We start from the raw sequence: 26131 nt of genomic DNA, 5'->3' as shown, positions 1-26131 counted from the left end.
AATGGGTGGTTTACGTCGTTGGTAAAGGGCTAGCGCATCGCGCTGCTGGCCGCACGGGTGATAAACATTACCTCCACATGTCCCAGCCACTCGATATCGCTAGCTAACGCTTTTAATTGGCTTGCCAAACACTGAGGTGGCTGGTGCACTGAGTCATCAATGATCAGCGAGACCGACACCTTGTCATCTAAGTAGTGCAACTGAAGCTCATTCAGCGTGCGCCACACCGGATGCTTATACCAACGCGCATCAAGTGCTGCCTTCACTTCAGGGCGCAGTGGCAATCCAGGTAGACGGCTTGGATCGCCTGCGCCTGCATCATCTTCTGGGTCGACGTGGAAAATCACATCCGTCAGCGCTGGAAATTCGTGACGCAGGCGGCGGCTAACTTCGTTGCCGATCTCATGTGCTTCTGACACGGTGATTTTAGGGCCCACGACGACATGCAGGTCGACCATTACCCAGCCTGCCGATTGGCGTGTGCGCAGATCATGCACGCTATCCACGCCCGGTACGCTGCGGGCCACATCATGCATCTGGTTTTGTACGTCAACGGGTAACGCGGTATCCACAAGCTCTCGTGCGGACTCCCACAGCAAGTCCAAACCGACTTTCCCAACTAATAAGCCCACAATAATGGCGGCCACGGCATCTAACCAACCCAACCCGAACTGCGCGCCAACCAGTGCCACAAGTACGACAGCAGTGGACAGAGCATCGCTACGTGAATGCCAGGCATTGGCTTCGAGTAATTTCGACTTTACCCGCTTGGCCACCCGCATGGTGTAGCGGAAAATCCACTCTTTGCTAAATAGCGCGATGACCGTAATCACAATCGCCAGCAGCCCAGGCGCGTTGACTTCCGTACCACTAAACAGGCGATCCAGGCTTGACCACGCAATACCCCCGGCGACGAAAATCAGCACGCTTCCCAGCAGCAGTGTGGTGAGTGTCTCAATACGGCCATGGCCATAATGGTGGTCTTTATCGGGTTCTTGGCGGCCGTAATGAATGGCCGCCAGGACAAAGCCATCGGTGACTAAATCAGACAGGGAGTGAATACCATCAGCGATCAGCGCCGCTGAACCGACCATAAAGCCAACCGTCACTTTGACGATACTCAATACAGCATCGAGCCACGCCCCAATATAAGTGACGCGCTTGGCATCTTGGCTATGATGCTGTTCAATCGCTTGTGTCATGAGATATCCCAGCCAGCGGCACTGACTGATGGTTCCAGGCTAAGGCGTCCAATCACTTTTTCCACCAAGGTGTCGTGGCGTTCGGTAGCAGAGAGTTGGGCAGTGACGCGCACCGTGCGTTCATCTTCACGGTGGACGCTTTCCAATTTCAGTAATTGTAACGCATCGCCCAGTAATCCCTGAAGTAGTAAGGCACGAATATGCGCTTCATGGTCATTACGACAGGTGATATTCAACTCATATCGCCAGTCACTTTCATCTTGACTGCTTTCAAGAGGTTGGCGGTTAATCAGTAGCACAATAGGGCGAAGTACTATATTGACGGCAAGAATACACGCTGCAATTAGCGTAGCAGGAAGGTAAAAACCAGCACCCGCCATGACGCCAATAGATGCCGAACACCACAGCGTTGCAGCAGTATTGAGCCCACGAATATTAGCGCCTTCTTTCATTATCACACCCGCACCGAGGAAACCAATACCCGACACCACCTGAGCCGCCATTCGCGTCGGACTGATGTCACCCTCGACCATCATCGACATCAGGGTGAAACTGGCGGCGCCTAGCGCCACCAGTGCATTGGTTCGCAGCCCCGCCATACGCTGCCGCCACTGCCTCTCCAGACCGACAGATGCACCGAGTACAGCAGCTAGCATGAGAGGCCAGAGTGGCTGCAACTGTGTAGATAGTTGAGCAAACAGGGTCATGGCTGACCTCCACTCGTTAGCTGGGAAGACCCAGAATAGCGGTAGCAAGGGCGAAGTAGATCAGCACCCCAGAGGCGTCCGCAATCGAGGTTACCAGCGGGGTTGACGCGGTAGCTGGGTCGACGTTAAACCGCTGTAGGATAAAGGGCAAAAGCATGCCGATTAGGCTGCCTACCATGACAATCAGCACCATGGATAGCGCCACCACTATGGCAATGTCTGTCCCCGCGCGGAAAATACCCACCACGGAAACCGCCAGTGCCATGGTAAGACCCAGCCCTAGCGCCACACCGACTTCGCGCCCTAGCATTTTGGCCCAGTCACGGGTGCGAACATCTCCGGTGGCCATCCCCCGAACCATTAGCGTTGCGGCCTGAGAACCGGCGTTACCGCCGCTATCTACCAGCAGTGGTAGGAAGAATACTAGGGCGATATAGGCTTCAATGGTTTCCTCGAAGTGGGCAATCCCCGCCCCGGAAAAAATGTTGGCGAATACCAACAATACCAGCCACACCACACGCTTGCGGTAAAGCTCGTATAAGCTAGCTGAACGTAGACTACCCTCCAGTTTTCCAACTGATGCGCCTTTATGCATATCTTCAGTGGCTTCCTCTTCCGCCACATCCATGGCGTCATCGTAGGTCACAATGCCCACCAAACGTTCACCCCCGTTGATCACCGGCAGGGCCAACAGGTCGTAGTGAGCGATCAGGCGACTTACCTCTTCCTGAGGTGTTTCGGCGGTGACGAAGACGACATCCTCGACCATGAGTTCTGAGATGGGCAGGTGCGGTGCTGCTAAAATTAGCTGACGCAATGACACTGCTCCTTTTAGCCGGCCTTGCACATCCACACAATAGATTTGATAGATGGTCTCCGCATCTGGGGCGCTGGCGCGCAACAGGCTCAACGCCTCAGCGACATCGATATTCTTCGGAACGGAGACGTATTCAGAGGTCATCACCGACCCGGCGGTACCTTCCTCGTAGCTGGCCAGTGTGCGTAGATCGTCGCGCTCACGCTTAGAGAGCAGGCGTAATATCGCGGGTTGGCGGCCAGGCTCTACCAGGTGAAAAAGGTCAGCCCTTTCGTCGGCATCCATGCTCGATACCAGCTTAGACAGTTCCTCATCAGTCATTTTCTCCGCGATATGGCGCTGCTGTTCGGCTTCCAAATATCCAAAGGTGGGACCACGCTGCATTTCAGGCAGTAGCATCAGCAGAGACAACACGGTATAGGTCGGCTCGTAGCGGGCAAAATCCGCGATATCGGCGGGCTGCATTTCTGAAACAACATGGGTCTTTGGTCATTACGCTGCATAGCGCTGCGTAGCGATGCTGCTAATACGGCATAGCTCATTTTTCGCCTCCGGTTTTACCGTTTTTAAGGCGAGACAACCCTGTCTTTATAACGCTTTAAATAGTTAGCGCGTCATAAAAACATTATAAATCCCAATGCAGCTAAGTTAGCTAAACAGCTATCATTAAATGCATAAAGACCGATTATAGGTGAAGGCGAAGAATGGCAAATGATTAGCCTCTTTCAATACAAACCAGCCAGATGCAGAATGCGACAATGCATTCTTACGGCAATATTGATAAGCGGCGAATAACCACTGGCTATCTCGCTGTAAGCGCGAGGCAGTGGATAAGATAGGGCGATGTAGATGTGCCAGGCAACGACGGCCTGGGAAAGCAGAGAGCGCTTACAGGCGAGTCGTGTGCGCTAGCAGGCCAAGCTTATCGGCTGCTTCACGCGTGAATAATCGACTACTAGGATCTTCCATGGGTTGCTCTCAATACCTTATGAATTTGTGAAGAATAACCGCCAACGTGATGCATTAAGACAGTTTAGTTTAATTCCTTTTAAAGGCATGCTTAACAGAGCCTATAAAAAGTACGCGTAATGCTAAAAGTTAGCACTGCTGTTGTCAACTTGTTTAAGAGGGCTATGTTGAGTTGTTGGTACTTAACAGTGAGAGCGGACAAGGCAGCAGACGAGGTGTATCCTTAACAACGTTTTGAAATTAGTCACTCACCGACGTTGGGATATATTATGGATTGGCTACAAGTCGTTGTTTTAGCCGTAGTTCAGGGACTTACCGAATTTCTACCTATTTCGAGTTCGGCCCATCTTATTCTGGTGCCAGTACTGACTGCCTGGGAAGATCAAGGCCTTGCTTTTGATGTGGCGCTGCATCTTGGTAGCTTAGCGGCGGTTATTTTATATTTTCGCCATGAAATTTTGCGCATGGTGTTTAGTAGCGTTGATGCGATAACAGGCAAAGGCGTTAATGAAGATGCCAAACTGGCGCTATGGGTAGTACTAGCGACGCTCCCCGTTTGTATCATCGGCTTTCTAGGGCGAGATCTGATTGCAAGCCATATGCGCTCGACGCTGATTATCGGCATTAGCCTTATCGCTTTTGGCTTGCTATTGGGCTATGCGGATTGGAAAAAACGAGGCAGCCGAACGGAGTATCACATGCGCCTAAGGGATGTGATGTTTATCGGCTTCGCGCAGGCGCTGGCGCTGATTCCAGGCACCTCACGCTCAGGAATAACGATTACCGCCGCGCTGCTGCTGGGGATGAGCCGAGAAGGGGCCGCGCGCTTCTCTTTTCTGCTTTCCATTCCGGTGATTGTACTAGCCGGTGGGTTAGAGGCCGTGGGGCTAGTAAGCTCACCAGAGCCGATAGATTGGCCTGCCATGATTGTTGGAACGCTTCTATCGGGAATTAGTGCCTATCTCTGCATACACTACTTCCTAGTCATTATTAAAAAGTTGGGGATGCAGCCATTTGTGGTGTACCGGGTGCTGTTTGGGGCTTGGTTACTGTGGTTTTTCCACTTTTAATACGCACATCTACTGTTCAAGGGAAATATAATGAAACGCTATCACCGTTTGTCGAGAGCCGTCGGCTTAGTGCTGTTAGCCGCTTTCATGCTGGCTGGGTGTTCAGAAAATGACCGGCCGCTGGAGCCGCCCGTACGCTATGAGGGAAACATTTTTGGCACTTTTTATCAGGTGACCATTATGGATCCTCTCACGCAAGGCCAGTCGCGTGAGTTAGAAGAAGGCTTTTTGGCAGAGTTAGAAAGCGTTGATCATGCGATGTCGACCTATCGAGATGATTCAGAGCTTATTGCCTTCAACGAGGCGCCGTTGGACGAATGGCAGCCGCTCTCTAATGAGCTGATTGAAGTGTTGGCCATTAGCCAATCAGTGGCCGAGGCAAGCCAGGGTGCATTTGATATTACCGTGGGTGGCCTGGTGAATTTGTGGAGCTTTGGCCCTGGCGCACGACCTGAACAAATCCCTTCCGATGAAGCATTAGCCGAAAAGCTCGCCCAGGTGGGCTTTGATGCCATCGAAATTGATACCCAGAATATGCAGGCGCGCCGCACCCGCGATGTGTTTGTCGACCTTTCCGGCGTTGCCAAAGGCCATGCGACCGATCGAGTGGCCGCCTATCTAGACCAGCAGAATATCAATCATTATTTGGTGAACTTAGGCGGGGACCTGATTGCCCGTGGTCTGCGTGATGAAGACGAGCAAACGCCGTGGCGCATTGGTATTGAAGTGCCTGAAGATGGCGAGCAGCGGGCTCAGCATATTCTTCCGTTAGAAAGCATGTCCGTGGCGACGTCAGGCGATTATCGCAACTATTTTGACGTTGACGGTGAGCGGTTTTCCCACACTATTGATCCACGCACAGGGCGCCCGGTGACTCACCAGCTTGCTTCTGTGTCTGTTTTTCATCCTTCCAACGCTTGGGCGGATGCCTGGGCGACCGCGCTGTTAGTGGTGGGAGAAGAAGACGCTATGCAGATGGCGCTCGATAACAATCTTAAGATATTAATGCTTATTCATGATGGTGATGCATGGCGCAGCGTCGCCAGCCCTGAATTTGTTAACTATTTTGGCGAAACGTTGATAGATGAGCTGGGCATTGAGCAGTTACCGGCCCCGGCAACTACCACCGTTCCCCCCGTAGCAGGTGAATAACATGCAAGAACTGGATATTGTCATTCTCGCAGCGGGTAAAGGCACCCGCATGCGGTCACATACCCCTAAAGTGCTGCATACGTTGGCCGGTAAGCCAATGGTGCAGCACGTGCTGGATTCAGCCTTTGCGTTGAATCCCGACCGTACTCATGTGGTCATTGGCCATGGCGCCGACAAACTGCGCGAAGCGCTGGCAGAAAGCTGCGTAAACTTTGCCGTTCAGGCCGAGCAGAAGGGCACAGGTCACGCTGTCGCTCAAGCGCTTGAGCAGCTAGGTAACGGCAACGTATTAATTCTTTATGGTGACGTGCCGCTGTTGCAGTGTGAATCGTTGAGCGAGCTGTTAGCCCACGTGGATGAACAGCACATGGGGCTGCTGACGGTGACGCTGGATGACCCTAGCGGCTACGGGCGAATTGTGCGTAACGCTGCAGGCGACGCAGTGGCGATTATTGAGCAAAAAGATGCCAACAGTGCTCAGCTCGCGATTAACGAATGCAATACCGGCATCATGGCGATGACCAGCGCTCAGCTAAAGCGCTGGTTGCCGCAGCTCTCTGCGGAAAACGCGCAGGGTGAGTACTATCTTACTGACGTGATTGCGATGGCGGCGGATGAAGGGATTAAGGTGTGTACTGCCCAACCAGCCACCGCAGTGGAAGTCGAAGGCGTCAATAATCGGGCGCAAATGGCGCGCTTGGAGCGCGCCTACCAGCAGCAGCTGGCTAATCAATTAATGGAACAAGGCGTTGCGCTTGCTGACCCCTCACGTATGGATATACGCGGGAGTTTGACCTGTGGACACGATGTTTTTATCGATGTGGGCTGCGTGTTTGAAGGTGACGTAGAGTTAGGTGAAGGTGTGCGTATTGGCCCTTACTGCGTGATCAAAAACAGCACCATTGGTGCAGAAAGCGTTGTCGATACTCACAGCGTTATAGAAGGCACCGTGGCGGCAGGCTTTAATCAGATCGGCCCGTTCGCACGCCTACGCCCCGGCACGCGGCTGGCAGTGAAAGCCAAGGTAGGCAATTTTGTTGAAACTAAAAATGCCGATGTGGGTGAAGGCAGTAAGATTAATCACTTAAGCTACGTAGGCGATGCGCGTTTAGGGCGCGATGTGAATGTGGGAGCCGGTACGATTACCTGTAACTACGACGGTGCTAACAAACATCACACAGACATTGGTGATAACGCTTTTATTGGTTCTAACAGCTCTCTGGTGGCGCCGGTCACGGTAGGCAAAGGAGCAACCATCGGGGCAGGTTCAACCATTGCAAAAGACGTCACCGAGTACGCGCTTGCGGTAACGCGGTGCCGTCAGGTAGAAAAGAATGAATGGCAACGTCCCAGCAAGCTTATAAAGCCCCTATCATAAAGTTTAATTCATAACGTTAACGTTTTAGAAAACAGTGCCAACAATCATTAAAAGGCCGGATTTATATTCAAATACCGCTGATTTACCGTTTTGCTTGTCGATTAATTAGCATGGGTGAATAGCTCAGGAGATTGATTATGTGTGGCATTGTTGCCGCCGTTGCCCAGCGCAACGTTCAAGAAATTTTATTAGAAGGGCTAAAACGCCTGGAGTATCGCGGCTACGATTCGGCCGGTATGACGGTGTTTAATGATGGCGCGTTGACTCGCCACAGAGCACTCGGAAAAGTCGCGGCCCTTGCCGCGCGCTTGGATACCGCCGCACTGCCAGGCTTTTCAGGTATCGCGCATACTCGCTGGGCAACCCATGGCAAACCCTCTGAAGCGAATGCACATCCGCATCACAGCGACTCCCTGGTGCAAGACAACCAGGTAGCGGTAGTGCACAACGGTATTATTGAAAACTATGAACATATAAAAGATAACCTTCAGCGCAGCGGCTATGCGTTCAGTTCAGAAACTGATACCGAAGTGATTGCTCACTTACTTTCTGAAAAGCTAGACGATGGGCTATCGCTATTTGACGCTACTCAGCAGATTGTGAACGGACTAGGCGGCGCTTACGCACTCGGCGTGATGTGCGCAGCAGAGCCAGGCGTGGTTGTTGGCGCTCGCCAGGGCAGTCCACTGGTCATTGGCGTAGGCATTGATGAGGCTTTCTTAGCCTCTGACCCGCTAGCGCTATTACCGGTCACGGACCGCTTTATCTACCTTGAAGAGGGTGATTTGGTTGAGCTGCGCTCGCAGGGCAGCATTCGCATTGTTGATCGTCATGGTAACGACGTTGAGCGCCCTATTCATACTTTTGAACACGGGGATGGCGCTGCGAGTAAAGGCGAATACCGTCACTACATGCTGAAAGAAATTTTTGAGCAGCCAAAGGTTATCGAGGCGGCACTAGAAGGCCGGCTGAGCGACCAGAGCGTGTTAGTGGAGAGCTTTGGCCCCGATGCGCAGGCGCTTTTTAAACAGACGCGCCAAGTGCATATCATTGCCTGCGGTACGAGCTATCACGCAGGCTTGGTAGCGCGTTACTGGCTTGAACGCTACGCCGGTGTGCCGGTTCAGGTAGAAGTTGCCTCTGAGTATCGCTACCGTCACCCCGTAGTGCCTGACAATACGCTGTTTGTGACGCTTTCCCAGTCGGGTGAAACTGCCGATACGCTAGCCGCCTTGCGCTTTGCCAAAACGCTTGGTTATGTTGGCACGTTGGCGATTTGTAATGTACCGGGAAGCTCGCTGGTGCGGGAGTCTGACCTTACCTTGATGACGCGCGCAGGCCCTGAGATTGGCGTTGCTTCCACCAAGGCCTTTACCACTCAGCTAGTGGCGCTAATGCTGTTAACGCTGTCAGTGAGCAAAGCCAAGGGACAGGCTGAATATCCGGATATTATTGCCGCGTTGAAAACCTTGCCTGAAGTGTGTCAGCAAGTCCTGACGTTGGACAGCAACATTGAAACGCTTGCGCAGGCGTTTGCTGAAAAACAGCATGCGCTTTTCTTGGGGCGCGGCGCTCATTATCCGATTGCGTTAGAAGGGGCGCTGAAGCTCAAAGAAATTTCCTATATTCACGCTGAAGCGTATCCCGCGGGTGAGTTGAAACACGGCCCGCTGGCGCTGGTGGATAGCGAAATGCCGGTTATTTCGGTGGCGCCTAACGATGACCTACTTGAAAAGCTTAAGTCCAATCTTCAGGAAGTTCGCGCCCGCGGTGGCCAGCTGTTTGTATTTGCCGATGAGCGAGTAGGTATCGCTGTTCAGGAAGATATTCGCGTATTGAACTTGCCACACGTGCACGAAGCGCTGGCGCCGCTACTGTACACCCTGCCGTTACAGCTGCTGAGCTATCACGTGGCTGTTCTTAAAGGTACCGACGTTGACCAGCCTCGCAACCTGGCAAAAAGCGTCACGGTAGAATAAGAATGACGGCTGATGGCGTGTGTTTGTGGGTGAATAAAAAACGCTTTACAACATGCGGCAATATGTCGCATGTTGTGCGCAGCCGTTGCGTTGCAGCATGTCGTTAGTGTGCTTATTATCGTGGCGGTCTTTCTCCTTTCTGCTGGGATCATATCGCCATGAAATCACCAAACGTCCTCGCAACTCGGCTTTATGCTAGCCGGGTCGCTTGGCTGTTGCTCGCCTGCACCCTTTTGTCCTTTCCTTCTCTTTCTTATGCTGCCGCTGGGTCGCTGAATCTTACGGCTTCGATTGCCGGTATCTCTTCTGTCCTGATCTTCGTGCTTGCTTATGCGTTGGTGATGAGTGAAGAGCTACTGCATATGCGCAAGTCTAAGCCTGTGCTAGTAGCTGCAGGCCTTATTTGGGCGATAGTCGCCTGGGTCTATGTTCAAGCGGGTATGCCGGAAGAAGCGGAAACAGCTTTCCGTGAAACGCTGCTTGAATACACTGAGCTGCTTTTGTTTTTGCTGGTCGCGATGACCTATATCAATGCCATGGAAGAGCGACGTATTTTTGATGCGCTGCGTTCTTGGCTAGTGCGCAAAGGTTTCAGCTATCGCAGCTTATTCTGGATCACCGGGGTAATGGCCTTTGGTATTTCAGCCATTGCCAACAACATGACCACGGCGATGTTGATGTGCGCAGTGGTTCTGAAAGTCGCTGAGGGCGATAATAAATTTATCAGCCTTTGCTGTGTGAACGTGGTGGTTGCCTCTAATGCTGGCGGTGCTTTTAGTCCGTTTGGTGATATCACTACGCTGATGGTGTGGCAGGCAGGCCAAGTACCGTTTGGCGGCTTCTTCGCACTATTGGTTCCTGCGCTGGTCAATTTCTTAGTACCTGCTGCCATTATGAATTTCTTTATTGTGAATCGTCAGCCTGCGGCGCTAAAAGAGAACGTTTGGCTCAAGCGTGGCTCTCGGCGGATTATCGTGCTGTTTTTGATTACCGTCGCGATTTCGGTGCTGTGCCACTCTATTTTGCACCTACCGCCCGCCATGGGCATGATGTTTGGTCTGGGCCTTTTACAGTTCTTTGGCTATTACCTGCGGCGCAGCCTGCCGCGGTCGCTTGAGCGCAAGCGGGAGCGCTATTCCCGACGGGGCGATTGGAAGAAGCTGGAACAGCTCGGTAGCGTGGTTCCCTTCGATATTTTCAGCCGTATTGCGCGCTCCGAGTGGGACACGCTGCTGTTCTTCTACGGTGTGGTTATGTGCGTAGGTGGTCTTGGGTTTATGGGCTATCTCAGCCTGCTTTCCGAAACGCTTTACGGCAGCTGGAACCCGGTATGGGCTAACGTGGTATTGGGGCTTATTTCGGCGGTGGTGGATAACATACCGGTTATGTTTGCGGTGCTTTCGATGGCCCCGGATATGTCGGAAGGCAACTGGCTGCTGATCACGCTGACAGCCGGTGTTGGGGGCAGTTTGCTCTCTATGGGTTCTGCCGCCGGTGTTGCGCTTATGGGCCAGGCGCGAGGTGTTTATACCTTTGCCGGGCACTTACGTTGGATGCCGGCCATTTTACTGGGCTATATCGGCAGTATCGCGGCGCATCTATGGATTAATGCCTCGATGTTCTAGGCCATTACGGCCCTGCGATTTCAGACCGTATTAGACGGGCCCGAAAAGCTAAAATGCCCCTCATCGATAACTCAATGAGGGGCATTTTTATGAGAGTAACTTTATGAGAGCAACTTAGTACACTTAACCCAGCACAACCCGTGTAAAAAAGTGAAATAAGCGGTATGGGTTACGCTTCAAAAGAGATCAATTTTTACAGATCATGGCCCGTGATAACTTGGCAAATTTCGGCAAAACTCTTTGCCATCGGGACGGGATTAATGTCTTTACCCACGGCGTTCTGTATATCGCTTGCTGAGATAAGGCCGCGAATTCTCAGTTCTTGGTTATCGTCGAGCTCGGTAATCAAGAGATGCTGATCGGTAAAGCTCTCCATCGATAATACTAAGTCTTCAATCGTCAATGAGCCCAGCTGTGAAATGGGCATGGCGCTGAGTTTTTGCCACGGTGTCATGATCATTTCAGCCGTGACTTCCTCGCGATTGAGATTGCGCTGTTGCATGGCAAGATTAATCCGCCGAGAGCCAATCACTTCTTTCGAGGTGATAACGCCAATGCAGTGTGCGCGTTTATCCATCACGAACAGTAGACGTATGCCACCGTGGCGCATTTTTTGATGAGCATCGTCTATTGGGGTGTCTGCATCGACGGACTGAGGCATTAGCTGAGAAAAGTCAGTCAGCACGGTCATCGCAGGGCTGGTGGGTAATAGCCGCTTGGGTGTAGGCATTGCCAATATCGGTGTGGTGCCTAATTGGGTCAATGGCTTAGGTGAATATGTTACTTGGTTCATTAGGGCCGCTCCATGTGGAGAAAAGGTGAATTCTGAGTATCGGGTTCACCGTGTTGTTCCACAGTTACATTCAATTCTTACCGCAACCTTAAGAGATTGATAAATTTTATTGTGTAGCGAGCAATTTCAGCAGCTCATTCTCGGTTGGCTGCGGCAAATTAATAACCACGCGCAGCCCTGCGCTGGGTGAATCTTCAAGCTGTAACGTACCGCCATGGCGCGTTACTAAACGCTCCACAATAGAGAGGCCCAACCCTGAACCCGCACTGGGGCCGGAACGTTGGAAACGTTCAATGACTTTTTTGCGTTCGCTTAACGGTATGCCGGGACCTTGGTCATCAACAATTAGCTGAAATCCCTGTGCCGTTGCTGCCAGCGTGATACTGACCGCACTTCGGTTGGGGGAGTGCTGAATGGCGTTACCGACTAAGTTCTGTACCAAGGTTTCAATTGCCCCCGGCTCTTCTAACATTAGCCAAGCCGCGCGCTCATCCGCTTCTAATAACAGCTGCTGGCCTCGCTCTGTGGCCAACGGGGATAGCTTGGCTAGGGTCTCGCGGACTTCACGTAGAAGATGCGTATGGCGATAATCGGGCAGTGCTTCTTCTTCGGGCTCTAGGCGGGCGAGTGTTAGTAGCTGCGTGACTAAGCGCGTTGATCGAGCAACGCCACTGCGCAAGTGGCTTAATGCTTCTTGACGGTCCTCAATATTATCAGCCGTCAGCGCATTCTGTGCGTGTAAATCGAGCACGGCTAAGGGCGTGCGCAGCTCATGAGCCGCATCGGCGATGAAGCGCTTTTCACGTATGCGCATCAGCCGAATTCGTTTTAAAAGCCGATTGAGTGCTCCAGCAATGGTGTTTAACTCATGAGGTAATGGGCTTAGCGTTAGCGGCTGTAAGTTGTGCGGGTCACGGCTGCGAATTTGATCGGCCATGCGCGATAGCGGGGTTAATCCCCAGCCGATGGACCACCATAAAAAAGCAGTCAGCAATGGCAGCCCGATTAAGTCAGGCATTAATGTACGCAGCGCCACGGCTCGAATGAGCTCTCCGCGAACGTCTTCACGTTCGCTGACCACTATTCGCTGAGTAGAATTTGATACTTCTAATACATAAATGCGCCATTCATGCTCATCGATGTGAAGGCTAGTGAAGCCAGTAGGATGGTCAGCAAGATCGGCGTCAGGCGCATTGGCTGAGCGCAGTAATAAACGGTCATTTTCCCATAGCTGAAAGGCTAATTTGCTCTCGTAACGTTGCCCTGCAAAGCGTTTATCCCACTGCTTGGCACGCTGTAAAGCGTTATCCAAACTATTAAGCAGCGCGTCGCGATACTCTTCCGGTAGCGGAGTTTGCAGTAATCCGTCTAGCAGGCGCGCGTTCTGGGCCAGGCTGGCGTCATAAAGTTCTTCGACCTCGTGAGCCGCGTAGCGATAGCTGATAAAACCAATTACCAACATGCTGAGACCAAATACCAGCAGCACAAGCCCCAGGGTGCGTTGTCGGATAGAGGTCATGGGCGTTCATCCTGGCCGGTTTTATCCATTACGTAACCAATACCACGCAGTGTGCGAATAAGCTGAGGAAAAAACTTTCGCCGGAGATGGTGAACATGTACTTCAATCGCATTGCTTTCCACATCCTCGTCCCAGCCATAGACAAGGCGCGTTAAGGTATCGCGCGTGAGCACCCGCCCAGGATGCGTCATAAACTCTTGCAGCAAGGTTAGCTCGCGACGCGATAGCACTACCCACTGCCCCTGGTAGCTTACCCGCATCGTCAGTGGGTCAAGATGAATACCACGGCACTCCAAGGCGCTATTAACCTGGCCATTACTGCGCCTCAACAGGGCGCGCAGGCGAGCCTTTAATTCGGCGACTTCAAACGGCTTGGTTAAATAGTCGTCGGCGCCAGAATCTAGTCCGGTGATGCGGTCATCCACTGCATCTCGAGCGGTCAGCACTAGGATTGGCACACGATTACCCTGGCGCCTCACCGCTTCCAACACCTGTATGCCATCCATTCGCGGTAAGCCCAGATCAAGAATAACGGCATCAAAAGGCTCACCCTCTTTTAACGCGGCCAGCGCAGTGACACCATCCTTAAGGTGGTCCACCGTGAAATGCTCAGGCTTTAACGCCAAGCGAATGCCCGATGCCAAGCTGGGGTCATCTTCTACCAATAATATCCGCATGGCGGGGTGGTTACTCCTCTACATCAACCGCAGCCACTAAGCATCGAAAGAGATAGCGCATAAAGGCTCTGATTGTCAGGATAAAGGTTATAGTCTGTAGGTTGATAACCTAGCACGCTTTATTACATTTCTTGCGCTTTGTGTTGCCGCTATACTCGTTCAATACGCACGCCTTGGCATCCCGGCAGTATTGATGTAGACGCCCTCAGGGGTTTAAGAATAAACGTTAAAAGACCGTACTCAAGAGGTGGTGAGAGTGAAAGCGAAGGGAATGATCAGCGGTCTAGTGGCTCTCAGCGTGCTTACGGGCGCGGCAGGTGTATTTGCTCAAGAAGACGAGCGTGAGGCGATGGCCAAGCGTTTAGCGCCGGTAGGTAAGCTGTGTTTACAGGGGCAAGCGTGCGGGACAGCCGTTCTTCTGGCTGCTGCTGATGTTGCTGTAGAAGAAGAGGCGGCCGCCAGCGAAGCCGATTCCATTAGCAGCATTGACGCTGCCGCGCTTTATACCAGTGCGGGCTGCGCCGTGTGTCATGCTAACGGCATCGCGGGCGCACCGAAGATGGAAGATTCAGCGGCCTGGGCAGCGCGTTTGGCAAAAGGTACGGACGAATTATATGCCAGTGCGATTAATGGTATTGGCGCCATGCCGGCAAAAGGCGGCCGTCCTAATCTTGCTGATGAAGAAGTGATGGCGATTGTCGATTACATGATTGCGGAAGAATAATAATCGACAGTGCTGAAATAACGTTTTAGCTTATCCACAGGGTATTTTGGCTGTCGGCCTGTGGATGATTTTATTATCCAAGCAGTGAGCGCAGCCCGGCAATCGCGTCTTTACCCCGCGCCTGCTTCTTTTCAGGGTCTTCTTTATCCGCACGGCCTTCCCACTCTAAATCCTCGGCGGGCAGTTCTTCTAAAAAGCGGCTTGGCTGGCAATCCATCAGTTCTCCATAGGCTTTGCGCTGGCGGGCAAGCGTTAGCGTTAGCGTGCGGCGTGCTCGGGTGATGCCGACATACGCTAGTCGTCGCTCCTCCTCAACGGTGCCCACTTCGATGGCGTTGCGGTGAGGCAATAGATCTTCTTCCAGGCCAAGCAAATAAACATGCGGAAACTCCAAACCTTTCGAGGCGTGCATCGTCAGTAGCTGCACTCGATCAGAGTCATCTTCTTCGGCCTGCTGTTCTAAAATATCGCGCAGCACCAGGCGTGAAATCGCGGCTTCAATGCCGTCGGTTTCCGTCTCAGTGGCATCGGTATCGTCTTCAGTGTCGCGGTTGAGCGACTTCTCTAGCTGATCGATCAAAATCCACACGTTGGCCATGCGCCGTTCGGCGACGGTGGGCGCGCTGGCGTTTTGATACAGCCACGCTTCGTAATCCATATCCCGCAGCATGTCGCGAATGGCGGCAATCGCATCGCCTTGATCCATGCGTTTACGCACACCGTCAATAAAGTGGGTAAAGCGCGACAGCCGCTCGACGGCCCGGGTTGGCAGAACCTGCTCCAAACCGAGCTCATGAGAGGCTGCAAACAGCGAAATTGAGCGCTCAGTCGCATAGTTGGCGAGCTTTTCAACCGTACCTGGGCCCACCTCACGGCGTGGCACGTTCACAATGCGTAAAAAGGCGTTGTCGTCAGCTGGGTTAATCAGCAGGCGCAGATAGGCCATGGTGTCTTTGATCTCGTTGCGCGAGAAAAACGACGTACCGCCTGAAAGCTTGTAAGGAATCTGGTAGTGCTGCAGCTTGAGTTCTAACAGCCGAGCCTGGAAGTTACCGCGATAAAGCACGGCAAAATCGCGCCAGTCGGCCTTTTCTTTAATACGCCGAGTCAGCATTTCGCTGGCGACGCGCTCAGACTCGGCCTCTTCATGGCGATTCACAATCACCCGAATAGGCGCGCCGTCGCCCATATCTGACCACAGCGTCTTGTCATAAATATGAGGGTTATTGGCGATCAGCGTATTGGCCGCGCGCAGTATCGTGGCGGTAGAGCGGTAGTTCTGCTCCAACTTGATCACTTTCAGGCGCGGAAAGTCTTCACCCAGGGTAATAAGGTTTTCAGGGCGAGCGCCGCGCCAGGAATAAATCGACTGGTCATCGTCGCCTACCACGGTAAAGGTGGAGCGCTCCGCCATCAAAAGCTTCACCAGCAGGTATTGGGAAACGTTGGTGTCCTGATACTCATCTACCAGCATGTAATGAATTTTACGCCGCCAGCGCTCTAGCGCCTCCGGGTTGCGCTGTAGCAGTACCACCGGCAGCAGAATCAGGTCGTCAAAATCCACTGCGTTGTAGGCTTTTAGATGGCGCACGTAGGCTTCGTATACCCGTGCAGCAAAGTGTTCATCGTCATCTGCCGCAAATGAGAGTGCATCGCTGGGCAGCACTAAATCATTCTTCCAGGTAGAAATTTTACTCTGCACGGCGTTGATCTGCTCGGCATCTACCTGGGCATCTTTGTTCATTAAATCGCGCAGCAGCGCCTTGGCATCTTCCGGGTCGAACAGTGAAAAGCCCGGCTTGTAGCCCAGTGTTTTCAGCTCACCGCGAATAATATTGAGCCCCAGAGTGTGGAAGGTAGAGACCGTTAACCCGTGACCTTCTTTACCGTGAAGCATCTGGCCCACGCGCTCTTTCATCTCACGCGCGGCTTTATTGGTAAAAGTGACCGCGGCGATCCTACGTGCGCTCATTCCACATTCTTGGACTAAATAAGCAATTTTAGTGGTGATAACGCTGGTTTTGCCCGACCCTGCGCCCGCCAACACTAAGCAAGGGCCATCAATGTAGCGCACGGCCTCTTGCTGGCGTGGATTTAGCCCTTTAATGCGGCTAAGAATGCTCTTAGATGTTGAGGGCGTCATGGCGAAGGTAGTCCTCTGCGAGTGCTGCACGTTATTTCGCGTACGATTTTAAGTGCTATTTTAAGTGCTATTTCGATTACAATCGGCGGCGCTTAGTAAATGCATAACGGGTGAACAATAGGCAGGTGGAGATGTTTGACGTAGCGCTTTTTGAACCACGCATGGCGCCCAATACGGGCAATATCATGCGTTTAGTCGCCAATAACGGCTGCCGACTTCACCTGATTGAGCCGCTTGGCTTCGACTTGGAAGAGAAAAAACTGCGTCGCGCCGGGCTGGATTACCGTGACCTCGCCAACGTTACTCGCCACGCGGATTTTAGCGCCTTTCAAGCGGCCATGCAGGGCCGACGCATCTGGGCGATCACCACCAAAGGTACGCGACCCTATAGCGATGCTGATTTTGCTCCCGGCGATGTGCTGCTATTTGGTTCTGAAACCGCAGGACTTTCGCCCCAAGTACATGAAACGCTAACCGCTGAGCACAAGCTGCGCCTGCCCATGCAGCCCAACAACCGCAGTCTTAACCTTTCTAACGCCGTGGCTATTGTGAGCTACGAAGCATGGCGCCAACAAAGATTTGAAGGCGCGCAGCCCATCTAATCAGCCGGCAATGCCGTAGCGATCACGATAAGCCCTAATCGTTTCCGCGTAGGCCAGCATCTCGCCACCGGCATGTTCTTCAAGGTAAGTAAGCACTTGCTCTAAGGTAACGATACTCACCACCGGCATTGAATACTGTGCCTGTACTTCCTGAATCGCACTCTGTTCGCCCTGGCCACGCTCCTGGCGATCAAGCGCAATGATCACCCCGGCAGCACGCGCGCCGCTTTGCTCAATCAGGCTCATTACTTCGCGAATCGCCGTGCCTGCGGTGATGACGTCATCAATAATGAGAATATTGCCGGAAAGCTCCGCGCCAACAATGTTGCCACCTTCGCCGTGGGTTTTGGCCTCTTTGCGGTTGAAGGCGTAAGGCATATCCTGGTCATGGTGATCGGCCAAGGCTGCGGCCGTGACCGCCGCTAGCGGAATTCCCTTATATGCTGGGCCAAACAGCACATCAGCGTTTAGGTCGCTATCGACAATCGCCTGAGCGTAAAACCGGCCCAGCTTGGCCAGCGCTCGGCCGGTTTGAAACAGCCCAGCGTTAAAAAAGTAGGGACTAACGCGGCCGGATTTAAGCGTAAACTCGCCAAACTTAAGCACACCTTGCTCAATGGCAAAGGCAATAAAATCGTGCTGGTAGGGTTGTAGAGTGGTGGCCACGGCATTCCTCACTAGGTGGTAAGTTTAAATAGGTACGAAAGCAACAATAAAAATGGGGTAAATGGCAAGTTTTAGTCGCTGCCTTTACCCAAACGTCTAAACGTCGGGTATCATACAGCAGCGACGCAAAAGGGACGATTTATGAAAATTGCCAGCATCAATGTCAATGGTATTCGTGATGCCGTCGAGCGTGGCTTCCTGGACTGGCTGGCTCAGCAGGATGTCGACGTCGTCTGTGTGCAGAATATTAAGGCGAAAAGTTTTGAACTGGGTGACCATATTCTGTATCCGGAGGGCTATGAAGGCTACTTCCTGGATGCCGAAGAAGACGGTTTCTCCGGCGTGGCACTTTATTGCCGCAAAATTCCCAAGGCGATTATGTATGGCCTCGGGTTTCCTCAGTGTGACCATGAAGGACGTTTTCTGCAGGCGGACTATGAACGCTTCAGCATTGTCTCCTTTTTGATGCCTGACGGAAGCGACCAAAAAGCCAAACAGGCGTTTATGGAACAGTACCAAGAGTACCTGACGAAGATGTCGCGCAAACGCCGCGAATACATCCTCTGCGGAACTTGGCATGTTGCCCATAAAACCGTCGACTTGGCCAACTGGTCGGACAATCAACTGACCTCAGGTTTCCGCCCGGAAGAGCGCGCCTGGATGGATCAGGTGCTTGGCCCTACCGGGTTTATCGACACCTTCCGCGAAATTAACCGCGATGCGGGTGAGTACACCTGGTGGCCGAAGCTTGATCAAGACGTGCCCCGTGAACGCCAAGAAGGCTGGCGGATCGACTATCAATTAGTCGGCCCCAACTTCCGCCGCCACGTGGTTGACGCGTGGATTGATTACGATGCGACTTTCTCCGAGTTCGCACCGCTGATCATTGAGTACGATCTAGCGCTTTAAGCGCTAGTCAGCGCACTTTTCCCGCGTCGCATTAGTTTAAGTGGTAACTAAGCAACAAGCCGACCCTTAGGTCGGCTTGTTGCATTTTTGGCGTGCGTTAAACGTTTAGTCACGAATTCCCAGCGCTTCACGCTGATGGTTGCGCAGCGCATCGCCCGCTTGCTCGGCTAAATCGAGCATACTGTTGAGTTCTGCGCGGCTGAAGGAACCCGCCTCGGCGGTACCCTGCACTTCGATGAGCTCGCCGTTTTCGGTCATCACCACGTTTAAATCGGTATCGGCTTTGCTGTCTTCCGGGTAGTCCAGATCCAGCACCGGGACACCCTTATAAATGCCCACGGAGATAGCACTAACCAGCTGCTTGAAAGGATCGCTTTTGATCTTCTTCTCACGCTGCAGGTAGCGGATGGCATCCATCAGCGCTACACAGCCACCGGTAATCGCCGCGGTACGCGTACCGCCATCGGCCTGAATGACATCGCAATCAATGGTAATGGTGAATTCGCCCAGCTTCTTCAAATTCACCGCTGCGCGCAGGCTACGGCCAATCAAGCGCTGAATTTCTAACGTACGGCCACCTTGCTTGCCGCGAGAGGCTTCACGATCACTGCGCGTATGGGTAGCGCGGGGCAGCATGCCGTATTCAGCGGTAACCCAGCCCTGATTTTTGCCGCGCAGCCAGCGTGGAACACCGGCTTCTACGCTGGCATTACACAGCACTTTGGTGTCGCCAAACTCCACCAGGACAGAGCCTTCCGCATGACGGGTGTAGTCGCGCGTGATGCGAATCTCACGGAGCTGGTCGGCTTGGCGGCCGCTGGGACGAACAACATCAGGACGCGTAGCACTGCTCACAAATAACACCTCTCTACAAAAAATCGCATTACAAGGAAAAGCCGCCCATTGTACACGTCTGAGCGTGTGCTTATGTGTTTAAGGCCCGCGAACGGTGGTTGTTAATCGAGCCGTCCAGCGTAGAGCTGCTTGAAAGCAGCATAACGCGCCGAATGTAGCTCATATGTTGCTGGGTCAGGCGCCAGTACCTGCTCGCCAGGGGATAGCTCACTCGCAACGCTCAATACATCGCCATTAGCGTTTGCAGCCATCGCCGCCACGGCAGCTCCAAGCAGCACGGGCTCCGGCGCATCAGATAAGATAACGCGGCAGCCGGTGCCATCGGCATACAGCTTGCGCAGTAACGCCGAGCGGCCGTGGCCACCGCTTAAGTGCAGCGTGTCAATTGCGTAACCATGCGCATTTAGTCGCTCGATAATCGCACGAGTGCCGTAAACCAGCGCGGTGGCGGCAGCCCAGTAGACCTTAATAAAACTCTCCCGCGGGGTATCTAGCGTGAGTCCGGTAATCGCGCCGCGAATTTCTGGGTCCGCCAGCGGAGAACGATTGCCGATGAAGTCGGGGCATACATGGGTATGTGGCGCAGGATCGCCGTTTTCCAGGCGCTCCAGCAGCACATCGGAAAGCATACCGTGCACATCGTCGCCAAATTCACTGCCAGCTGCGAACATCGCTACCAAGTGATCCAGCAGCGCACCGGTAATGCTTTGCCCGCCTTCGTTAGCCACAAAACCATTGCATAGTGCGCCCGGGTAGGGGCCCCACACGCCGGGCACCTCGCGCCGCTCGGGTTGGGCGCTGATATGGCAGGTGGAGGTGCCGCCAATCACCGCCAGGCGTTTCTCGGGGGCGTCGGTTAGGCTTCTGCCGAGGGTGCCAAGGGCACCGGCATAGGCATCGATCATGCCAACCGCGAAGGTGCAGTCAGTGGTGAGGCCCAGGTCGGCCGCCGCCGCCGCCGTTAATTGCCCCAGCCTTACTCCAACCGGGCGCACCTGGTCACTTAAACGGGCGCGTTCAAGTACATCCTGCATACCGATTTGATCTAGAAAATCGTGGTCCCAGCCATACCCAGGGCGTGGATCAAATGTCCACTTGCAGGCGAGCATACAGACCGAACGCTCAATGGAGCCTGTGCATTTAAAGCCTAACCAGTCGCCGAGGTCTCCAGCGTAGCCAATCTGGTTGTAAAGCTCTGGGCGGTGGCGCTTGAGCCACATTAGTTTGGGCATCTGCATCTCAGGCGACATCACGCCGCCCAGATTAGCCAGTGGTGCGGCGTTGGTGGCCGTGCACTCGGCGGCCTCAGCGGTGGCGCGATGGTCCATCCAGACGATGATATTCCATGCCTCATCGCCCGGTGAGAGCTCAAGCGGCTTATCTTGCTGATCCAGCAGCACGAGCGAGCAGGTGGCGCTCACCGACATGCTGGTGATGGCGTCGGGCGCCACGCCCGCAGCCTCGCGAGCACGCTGGGTGGCACTGCACACTGCGTTCCATATATTCGTGGAGCTCTGCTCTACGTGGTGTTCGGCAGGGCGATGCATCGCAATGGGTGTTTTCGCCTCGGCAAGCATCACGCCATCAAGCGTGAAAATGCCCGCCCGAGCGCTGCCAGTACCGATATCGATACCCAGAACATGTTCTTGATGACTCATGGAAAACCTTACTCACGACTGTTTGATAAACGGCATACGCAGTGCCATCACAATAATTAGAAAAGCACCCCAGACGGCGGTGGCTAGATGCTGGCTGGCGCCCATCAGGTTCATACCAGAGGCGATCACCTGCAGGCTCATTAAGCCCAGCACCAGTGGCAGTACGCGGCCAAAGCCGCCAAATGGGTTCGCCCCGGCTAGAAAACAGGCCAGCACGGTAATCAGTAGGTAGCTCTCGCCGTGGCCTACGCGCACGGAGTTGAAGCGAGCGAGCATCACCATGCCGGCGAGGCCCGCGAGCAGACCGGAAAGGGTGTAGACGGTAATCAGCACGCGTTTCACATTAATGCCCGAGTACTCGGTAGCACGGGGGTTGGAGCCGAGCATATAGATCGAGAACCCGGTGCGGGTGAAGTGCATGACGTACATAAGCCCGGCGGCGGCGGTGAGAAAGATCAGCATGGGAATTGGCACGCCCAGCAAGCTTCCGCTACCGATGGTTTGAAATACTGGCGGCATACCCGATATACCGCCACCGCGAGTTAAAAACTCGCCCACGCCTTGCAGAAAAATCATCGCGCCTAGCGACACTAAAATGGGGTGCGCACCCACGTAGGCAACGATAAAGCCGATTAAAAAGCCAGCAGCGGCACCCACAAGCAGCCCGACCATAATCGCCATGGGAACGCTTAAAATGCCCATTCCTGCTAGCAGGCCCTGCACCAGCCAAGCGGTGGTGAGCCCCGCAATATTGGCGGTAAAGGTGACCGAGAGGTTGAGCCCGCCGGAAATAATCGGTACCAGCATCGCCAGCGACAGTAGCCCAAGCTCCGGCAACTGCATCGACATCGAGTTAAAATTAGTCGCGGTGAGAAAGCCCGGTGCCAGCAGTGAGAAAAAAACGATGCTGGCAATTAAAAGGGCCGTCATGGCCATCACTTCAATGGTATCGCCACCCAGGCGTATGCCAGCGCTGGATGGCGTGTTCAGAGGCTTATTCATACGTTTTCGCTCTGGTTGAACGGGGCAACAGATTGCCCAGGTTACTGGTCGTAATAGCGATCAAAATAATTAGCCCGACAATCATGCGGAAGGCGTAAGGAGTAACGCCCAACAAGTTCAGGCCATTTTGCACCACGGCGAGCAGCAGTACGCCGAGCACTGCGCCAAGCACCGAGCCACGCCCGCCGCCCAGCGTCGCGCCGCCCAGCACGACCGCGGCCAAAATGGGCAGCTCCTGGCCTATCAAGGCGTTGGGCACTACCTCCTGTACAATATGTGCCTGCATCAGGCCCGCTACACCCGCGCATAGCCCCAACCAGCCGTAAGCAAAGGCGTGAATTTTCCAAACACTCACACCTGAGCGGCGGGCGGCCTCGGGACTTGAGCCAAATCCGTAAATAGTGCGTCCGAAGCCGGTACGCGCCAGAATGAACCAGGTGAGCACGACCATCACTGTCATGACGGCAGCGGGGAAATAGAGTGTGGCCGAGCCGCGCTCTGCAGGCAGATCGAGCAGTGGAATCGAGTAGTAGAGCCAGTCGGGAATATCGTAAATCGATACGCCGCCCGTGAAGTACATCAGCAGCCCGAAGAAGAGATTAAACGTACCGATGGTGACGATAATCGAGACAATTCGAAAACGGTGAATCAGCAGCGCATTAAAGAGCCCCAGCAGGGTGCCCACCAGCATTGAGAGCAGGATGCCCAGCGGCCAGCTGCCGCCGCCCAGAGTATCGATCAGCACTGTCATCACTACGTACTGCACCACCGAGGCCGCCACCGCGAAGGAGATATCAATGCCCCCCGCGATGAGCACGACCACCAGCCCAACGGCAAATATGATATTGACTGACTGATTGTTAAGCAGATCAAACAGGTTCTGAAGACTTAAGAAACTGTCGGTGGTCAGTGCCAGCACCACCGACAGCGCCAGAATAATGCCCAGCAGCACCCCTTCGGTGCCGAGTCGTGTGCGCGATAAAAGATTACGCATTGATGATTGCCTCCAGCGCTTCTTCCGTTGTTTCTGAGGGGATCACCTCAGTGGTAATGCGCCCCTCCCGCAACACCAGCGCGCGGTCGGCATTCATCCAAATTTCCCCCGCTTCGTCGGAGATCAAAATAATCGCCACGCCCTGATCGGCAAGATCACGAATGATGTCGAAAATGCCGGCTTTCGCTCCTACATCGACGCCAATGGTCGGGCAGTCGAGAATCAGCACTTCAGGCTTGGTCGCCAGCCACTTGGCAAGGGCGATGCGCTGCTGGTTACCCCCGGAGAGCGACGAGACCGCAAGCTCTGCATCGCTCACCTTGGTCTTCAGTTGCTCGACCCAGTGTGCGGTCAGCGCCCGGATGCGCCGCGGCGAGAGAAAGCCGCGCGGCTTCTCAAGTGAAGGCAGCACGGTGACGGCGCTGTTCATGTTAATCGACTGGTTTTGTACCAGGCCCAGGTGAAGGCGGTCTTCGGAAAGGTAGGCGATCTTGTGACGCACGGCATCGCGATTGGAGCGCAGCTTGAGCGGCTGGCCATCCTTGCGTATCTCGCCCGACGTGGGGCGGGTCATGCCGAAAATGGCATGAGCGATCTCGGTACGCCCGGCACCCAGCAGCCCCGTCAGCCCCAGGATTTCCCCGCGATGCAGGGTGAAGGAGACGTCCTCGAATTCGCCTTGACGACTCAGGTGCTTAAGCTCTAGTACCGGTTCCCCTTGATGGGTTTCAGCCCGGGGGGTGAACTCAAGTTCAAGGCCGGTCATCAGCGTGGAGAGCCTTGCCTGGGTCATTCCCTCTGTGGGGTAGGTGCCCACCAGCTGGCCGTTGCGCAGCACAGTGACGCGCTGGCACACCTCAAGCACCTCAGCCAGCCGATGGCTGACCAATACAATCGAGATGCCCTTTGCAGCCAGCGAGCGGGTAATCGCCAACAGCGCCTGCACCTCTTTGTAGGTGAGAGAAGCGGTGGGCTCATCCATGAAAATAATGCTGGCGCCTGCGCGCAGTACGCGGCAGATTGCGACCAACTGACGGTGGGCAATCGAAAGGTCGTCCACGCGGGCGGTAGGGTCTAAATTGAGCCCAAACTGCTGAATAATCTCGCGCGCTTGCTTCAGCGCCTCTTTATAAGAGATCGGCCGCCACGGCTTTGATACGTAGTCATCAAAGACGATATTCTCCGCGACGGTTAAGTGCGGAAAGAGCGCAAGATCCTGCCAGATGACGTGGATGCCCCGGCTGCGCGCTTCTAGCGGGCTAATGGCTGAGAGAGTTTCATCGCCAAACGTAAATTCAATGCCTGGCTCAGGCTTGTAAACGCCGTTGATAATTTTAATGAGCGTACTTTTGCCGCAGCCGTTTTCGCCCGCCAAGCACATAACCTCACCACGGTGAAGTTCGAATTCGACATCATCGAGCACCCGGCTTTGCCCGAAGACCTTGCTAACATGACGCGCTCGAATCGCGATTTCGCTCATCGGCGGCTCCTCTCTAGACATGATGGCTCTCTTAACATAACTACCGCGCTCATTGAGCGCGGTAGTGTTGACACGATATGAATAAGCGCAGTCTTACAGGCCGAGCTCTGCCAACTCATCCACGGTCTCTTTGCTCAGCTCCAGCGGCTGTGAGGCAAAGATCGTATGGCCGTCCAGAGTGATTTCACCGAGCACCGGCAGCTCAGCGCCATCGGTAATCTCTTCGCCGTTATAGAGCATCTCACCAAGCGCGACGAAGGCCTTACCTGCCTCAAGTGGGCTCCACTGGAAACCGCCCGTGATAACCCCTTCATGCACCAGACGACGCCCCTGACCCGGCGAGAAAAGCCCCATCACGGCAACATCGCCCTCTAGTCCACGCTCTTTAACCGCACGAGCGGCACCGATGGTGCCCTGGCTGCCAAACGACATAATGCCCGCCAGGTCTTCATGAGCGCGCAGCAGATCAAGGGTGGTATTACGGCTATCATCGACGCTCTCGGCCACGCCGAAACGCTCTGCCGCTTGGGCCAAACCAGCGCAGTTTTCGTCCAGCCAGTTCACGGCAGCATCTGCCCAGGCGTTATGTGCAGGCACGCTTAGGCCGCCCACATAAACAGCATAGGAGCCTTCGCAGCCGGTGGTCTCAGCAAGCAGTTTGGCGTGCTCTTCGCCAAGCTGCTGCGCCGAAATCATCTCAAAATCGTAGTCGATATTGACCGACTCGGGGCTCTCGTGGGTCAGCACGATAATGCCCTGCTCTCGCGCGCGCTCAAGCACCGGCTCCAGCACTTCACGGTCGTTGGGCACCACGCCGATGACATCAACGCCGCGGCTGATCAGATCTTCAATCGCGCGTACCTGCAGGGCCGGGTCGGCGCTAGTGGGCCCCACCATATAAGCCTCAACGCCTAATTCCTCACCCATTTGCTCAATGCCCATTTCCATGGCATTAAACCAAGGGATGCCACCTACCTTCGCCACCACAGCGATAGTGGGTGACGTCTGAGCCATTACGCCACTGCTGCCGATGACGCTTGTGAGTGTAACGGCGGTAAGAAGTGCTTTATATTTCATTGTCATTGCCTGCTTGCTGTTGGCTAGCCCAGCCAGTGGAATGGAGTGCATTGAAGCGTTTTGACGGTGCCGACGTGCGCTGCCCGGTGTCGAAAAGGCATCGATGCTTTATGCCTTAAAATGCTATGAGGGT

Annotated in this window: 22 protein-coding genes; 8 read left to right on the top strand and 14 right to left on the bottom strand. The window is 54.1% G+C overall.

Translation table 11 applies throughout. The features are described 5' to 3' along the window. Window positions 1–29: 29 nt before the first annotated feature. Genes ACT3TR_RS08725 through mgtE form a run of 3 tightly spaced genes read right to left on the bottom strand, consistent with a single transcriptional unit; the run spans window position 30 to window position 3191 of the window. Window positions 30–1202: a cation diffusion facilitator family transporter gene (locus ACT3TR_RS08725; RefSeq protein ID WP_444624807.1), complete on the bottom strand. Its 1173-nt coding sequence runs from the start codon at window positions 1200–1202 to the stop codon at window positions 30–32. Continuing rightward, window positions 1199–1909: an MgtC/SapB family protein gene (locus tag ACT3TR_RS08720; protein ID WP_444624808.1), complete on the bottom strand. Its 711-nt coding sequence runs from the start codon at window positions 1907–1909 to the stop codon at window positions 1199–1201. Before ACT3TR_RS08720 ends, ACT3TR_RS08725 begins: the two co-directional genes overlap by 4 nt. Window positions 1910–1925: 16 nt before the next feature. Then, a complete protein-coding gene (gene mgtE, locus ACT3TR_RS08715) occupies window positions 1926–3191 on the bottom strand; it encodes a magnesium transporter (RefSeq protein ID WP_444624809.1) in 1266 nt (421 codons plus the stop codon). Window positions 3192–3964: 773 nt separating this feature from the next. Between mgtE and ACT3TR_RS08710 the strand changes: the two genes are divergently transcribed. The 5 genes from ACT3TR_RS08710 to nhaD all read left to right on the top strand — a co-directional run bounded on the left by ACT3TR_RS08710 (window position 3965) and on the right by nhaD (window position 10899). Beyond that, the gene (locus ACT3TR_RS08710) at window positions 3965–4765 is read left to right on the top strand and encodes an undecaprenyl-diphosphate phosphatase (RefSeq protein WP_444624810.1); all 801 of its coding nucleotides are present in this window, start codon (window positions 3965–3967) and stop codon (window positions 4763–4765) included. A gap of 30 nt (window positions 4766–4795) precedes the next feature. After that, window positions 4796–5917, top strand: a complete 1122-nt coding sequence (locus ACT3TR_RS08705) for an FAD:protein FMN transferase (protein WP_444624811.1) — start codon at window positions 4796–4798, stop codon at window positions 5915–5917. Window position 5918: 1 nt separating this feature from the next. Further along, window positions 5919–7295 carry a bifunctional UDP-N-acetylglucosamine diphosphorylase/glucosamine-1-phosphate N-acetyltransferase GlmU gene (gene glmU / locus ACT3TR_RS08700; RefSeq protein ID WP_444624812.1) on the top strand — a complete coding sequence of 459 codons (1377 nt, stop codon included), beginning with the start codon at window positions 5919–5921 and terminating at the stop codon, window positions 7293–7295. 137 nt (window positions 7296–7432) lie between these two features. Next, the gene (gene glmS, locus ACT3TR_RS08695) at window positions 7433–9274 is read left to right on the top strand and encodes a glutamine--fructose-6-phosphate transaminase (isomerizing) (protein ID WP_444624813.1); all 1842 of its coding nucleotides are present in this window, start codon (window positions 7433–7435) and stop codon (window positions 9272–9274) included. 158 nt (window positions 9275–9432) lie between these two features. After that, window positions 9433–10899, top strand: a complete 1467-nt coding sequence (gene nhaD / locus ACT3TR_RS08690) for a sodium:proton antiporter NhaD (protein WP_441684916.1) — start codon at window positions 9433–9435, stop codon at window positions 10897–10899. A gap of 193 nt (window positions 10900–11092) precedes the next feature. On the opposite strand, the gene ACT3TR_RS08685 is transcribed toward nhaD, so the two are convergent. From ACT3TR_RS08685 to ACT3TR_RS08675, 3 genes are all read right to left on the bottom strand, one after another. Further along, window positions 11093–11692: a CBS domain-containing protein gene (locus ACT3TR_RS08685; RefSeq protein ID WP_444624814.1), complete on the bottom strand. Its 600-nt coding sequence runs from the start codon at window positions 11690–11692 to the stop codon at window positions 11093–11095. Between the two features lie 106 nt (window positions 11693–11798). Next, window positions 11799–13211, bottom strand: coding sequence for an ATP-binding protein (locus ACT3TR_RS08680; RefSeq protein ID WP_441684920.1), 1413 nt, complete (start codon window positions 13209–13211; stop codon window positions 11799–11801). Then, window positions 13208–13888: a response regulator transcription factor gene (locus ACT3TR_RS08675; RefSeq protein WP_444624815.1), complete on the bottom strand. Its 681-nt coding sequence runs from the start codon at window positions 13886–13888 to the stop codon at window positions 13208–13210. The genes ACT3TR_RS08680 and ACT3TR_RS08675 overlap by 4 nt, the downstream gene beginning before the upstream one ends. Window positions 13889–14144: 256 nt before the next feature. Here ACT3TR_RS08675 and ACT3TR_RS08670 point away from each other — a divergent pair, with 256 nt between their 5' ends. Beyond that, on the top strand, window positions 14145–14612 hold the full coding sequence (locus ACT3TR_RS08670) for a c-type cytochrome (protein ID WP_444624816.1): 468 nt from the start codon (window positions 14145–14147) through the stop codon (window positions 14610–14612). A 73-nt stretch (window positions 14613–14685) separates the two neighbouring features. Here the strand turns inward: ACT3TR_RS08670 and rep are convergent, their stop codons facing one another. Beyond that, on the bottom strand, window positions 14686–16755 hold the full coding sequence (gene rep, locus ACT3TR_RS08665; protein ID WP_444624817.1) for a DNA helicase Rep: 2070 nt from the start codon (window positions 16753–16755) through the stop codon (window positions 14686–14688). Window positions 16756–16886: 131 nt separating this feature from the next. Between rep and ACT3TR_RS08660 the strand changes: the two genes are divergently transcribed. After that, complete coding sequence (locus ACT3TR_RS08660) at window positions 16887–17357, top strand: tRNA (cytidine(34)-2'-O)-methyltransferase (RefSeq protein WP_444624818.1); 471 nt, start codon at window positions 16887–16889, stop codon at window positions 17355–17357. Here ACT3TR_RS08660 and pyrE read toward each other — a convergent pair whose 3' ends face one another. Then, window positions 17358–18023 (bottom strand): orotate phosphoribosyltransferase, encoded by a 666-nt coding sequence (gene pyrE / locus ACT3TR_RS08655; protein WP_444624819.1) that lies wholly within the window; start codon window positions 18021–18023, stop codon window positions 17358–17360. A 141-nt stretch (window positions 18024–18164) separates the two neighbouring features. Between pyrE and ACT3TR_RS08650 the strand changes: the two genes are divergently transcribed. Continuing rightward, a complete protein-coding gene (locus ACT3TR_RS08650) occupies window positions 18165–18932 on the top strand; it encodes an exodeoxyribonuclease III (RefSeq protein ID WP_096276796.1) in 768 nt (255 codons plus the stop codon). 105 nt (window positions 18933–19037) lie between these two features. Here ACT3TR_RS08650 and rph read toward each other — a convergent pair whose 3' ends face one another. From rph to ACT3TR_RS08620, 6 genes are all read right to left on the bottom strand, one after another. Continuing rightward, window positions 19038–19787: a ribonuclease PH gene (gene rph / locus ACT3TR_RS08645; RefSeq protein ID WP_441684931.1), complete on the bottom strand. Its 750-nt coding sequence runs from the start codon at window positions 19785–19787 to the stop codon at window positions 19038–19040. 101 nt (window positions 19788–19888) lie between these two features. After that, on the bottom strand, window positions 19889–21445 hold the full coding sequence (locus tag ACT3TR_RS08640) for an FGGY-family carbohydrate kinase (protein ID WP_444624820.1): 1557 nt from the start codon (window positions 21443–21445) through the stop codon (window positions 19889–19891). A gap of 12 nt (window positions 21446–21457) precedes the next feature. Continuing rightward, window positions 21458–22447: an ABC transporter permease gene (locus ACT3TR_RS08635; protein ID WP_225734387.1), complete on the bottom strand. Its 990-nt coding sequence runs from the start codon at window positions 22445–22447 to the stop codon at window positions 21458–21460. Beyond that, window positions 22440–23441: an ABC transporter permease gene (locus tag ACT3TR_RS08630; RefSeq protein WP_444624821.1), complete on the bottom strand. Its 1002-nt coding sequence runs from the start codon at window positions 23439–23441 to the stop codon at window positions 22440–22442. Before ACT3TR_RS08630 ends, ACT3TR_RS08635 begins: the two co-directional genes overlap by 8 nt. Further along, entirely contained in the window at window positions 23434–24921 is a 1488-nt protein-coding gene (locus ACT3TR_RS08625) for a sugar ABC transporter ATP-binding protein (protein ID WP_444624822.1), read from the bottom strand. The genes ACT3TR_RS08630 and ACT3TR_RS08625 overlap by 8 nt, the downstream gene beginning before the upstream one ends. A gap of 93 nt (window positions 24922–25014) precedes the next feature. Next, window positions 25015–25998, bottom strand: coding sequence for a substrate-binding domain-containing protein (locus ACT3TR_RS08620; protein ID WP_444624823.1), 984 nt, complete (start codon window positions 25996–25998; stop codon window positions 25015–25017). Window positions 25999–26131: the final 133 nt, after the last annotated feature.

The sequence above is a fragment of the Halomonas sp. AOP12-B1-6 genome, assembly GCF_052379225.1.
Classification (GTDB): domain Bacteria; phylum Pseudomonadota; class Gammaproteobacteria; order Pseudomonadales; family Halomonadaceae; genus Vreelandella; species Vreelandella casei.
The sequence above is the reverse complement of the archived record's forward strand: the minus strand, read 5'-3'. Positions and strand labels throughout refer to the sequence as shown.

Bases quoted from the DNA above. Each gene is read 5' to 3' on its own strand.
- mgtE (WP_444624809.1), bottom strand. From the start codon at position 3,191: ATGCAGCCCGCCGATATCGCGGATTTTGCCCGCTACGAGCCGACCTAT.
- ACT3TR_RS08620 (WP_444624823.1), bottom strand. From the start codon at position 25,998: ATGAAATATAAAGCACTTCTTACCGCCGTTACACTCACAAGCGTCATC.
- ACT3TR_RS08710 (WP_444624810.1), top strand. From the start codon at position 3,965: ATGGATTGGCTACAAGTCGTTGTTTTAGCCGTAGTTCAGGGACTTACC.
- ACT3TR_RS08640 (WP_444624820.1), bottom strand. From the start codon at position 21,445: ATGAGTCATCAAGAACATGTTCTGGGTATCGATATCGGTACTGGCAGC.
- ACT3TR_RS08660 (WP_444624818.1), top strand. From the start codon at position 16,887: ATGTTTGACGTAGCGCTTTTTGAACCACGCATGGCGCCCAATACGGGC.
- ACT3TR_RS08705 (WP_444624811.1), top strand. From the start codon at position 4,796: ATGAAACGCTATCACCGTTTGTCGAGAGCCGTCGGCTTAGTGCTGTTA.
- ACT3TR_RS08625 (WP_444624822.1), bottom strand. From the start codon at position 24,921: ATGAGCGAAATCGCGATTCGAGCGCGTCATGTTAGCAAGGTCTTCGGG.
- ACT3TR_RS08680 (WP_441684920.1), bottom strand. From the start codon at position 13,211: ATGACCTCTATCCGACAACGCACCCTGGGGCTTGTGCTGCTGGTATTT.
- ACT3TR_RS08725 (WP_444624807.1), bottom strand. From the start codon at position 1,202: ATGACACAAGCGATTGAACAGCATCATAGCCAAGATGCCAAGCGCGTC.
- ACT3TR_RS08675 (WP_444624815.1), bottom strand. From the start codon at position 13,888: ATGCGGATATTATTGGTAGAAGATGACCCCAGCTTGGCATCGGGCATT.
- glmU (WP_444624812.1), top strand. From the start codon at position 5,919: ATGCAAGAACTGGATATTGTCATTCTCGCAGCGGGTAAAGGCACCCGC.
- rep (WP_444624817.1), bottom strand. From the start codon at position 16,755: ATGACGCCCTCAACATCTAAGAGCATTCTTAGCCGCATTAAAGGGCTA.
- ACT3TR_RS08630 (WP_444624821.1), bottom strand. From the start codon at position 23,441: ATGCGTAATCTTTTATCGCGCACACGACTCGGCACCGAAGGGGTGCTG.
- ACT3TR_RS08650 (WP_096276796.1), top strand. From the start codon at position 18,165: ATGAAAATTGCCAGCATCAATGTCAATGGTATTCGTGATGCCGTCGAG.
- ACT3TR_RS08720 (WP_444624808.1), bottom strand. From the start codon at position 1,909: ATGACCCTGTTTGCTCAACTATCTACACAGTTGCAGCCACTCTGGCCT.
- ACT3TR_RS08635 (WP_225734387.1), bottom strand. From the start codon at position 22,447: ATGAATAAGCCTCTGAACACGCCATCCAGCGCTGGCATACGCCTGGGT.
- ACT3TR_RS08685 (WP_444624814.1), bottom strand. From the start codon at position 11,692: ATGAACCAAGTAACATATTCACCTAAGCCATTGACCCAATTAGGCACC.
- nhaD (WP_441684916.1), top strand. From the start codon at position 9,433: ATGAAATCACCAAACGTCCTCGCAACTCGGCTTTATGCTAGCCGGGTC.
- glmS (WP_444624813.1), top strand. From the start codon at position 7,433: ATGTGTGGCATTGTTGCCGCCGTTGCCCAGCGCAACGTTCAAGAAATT.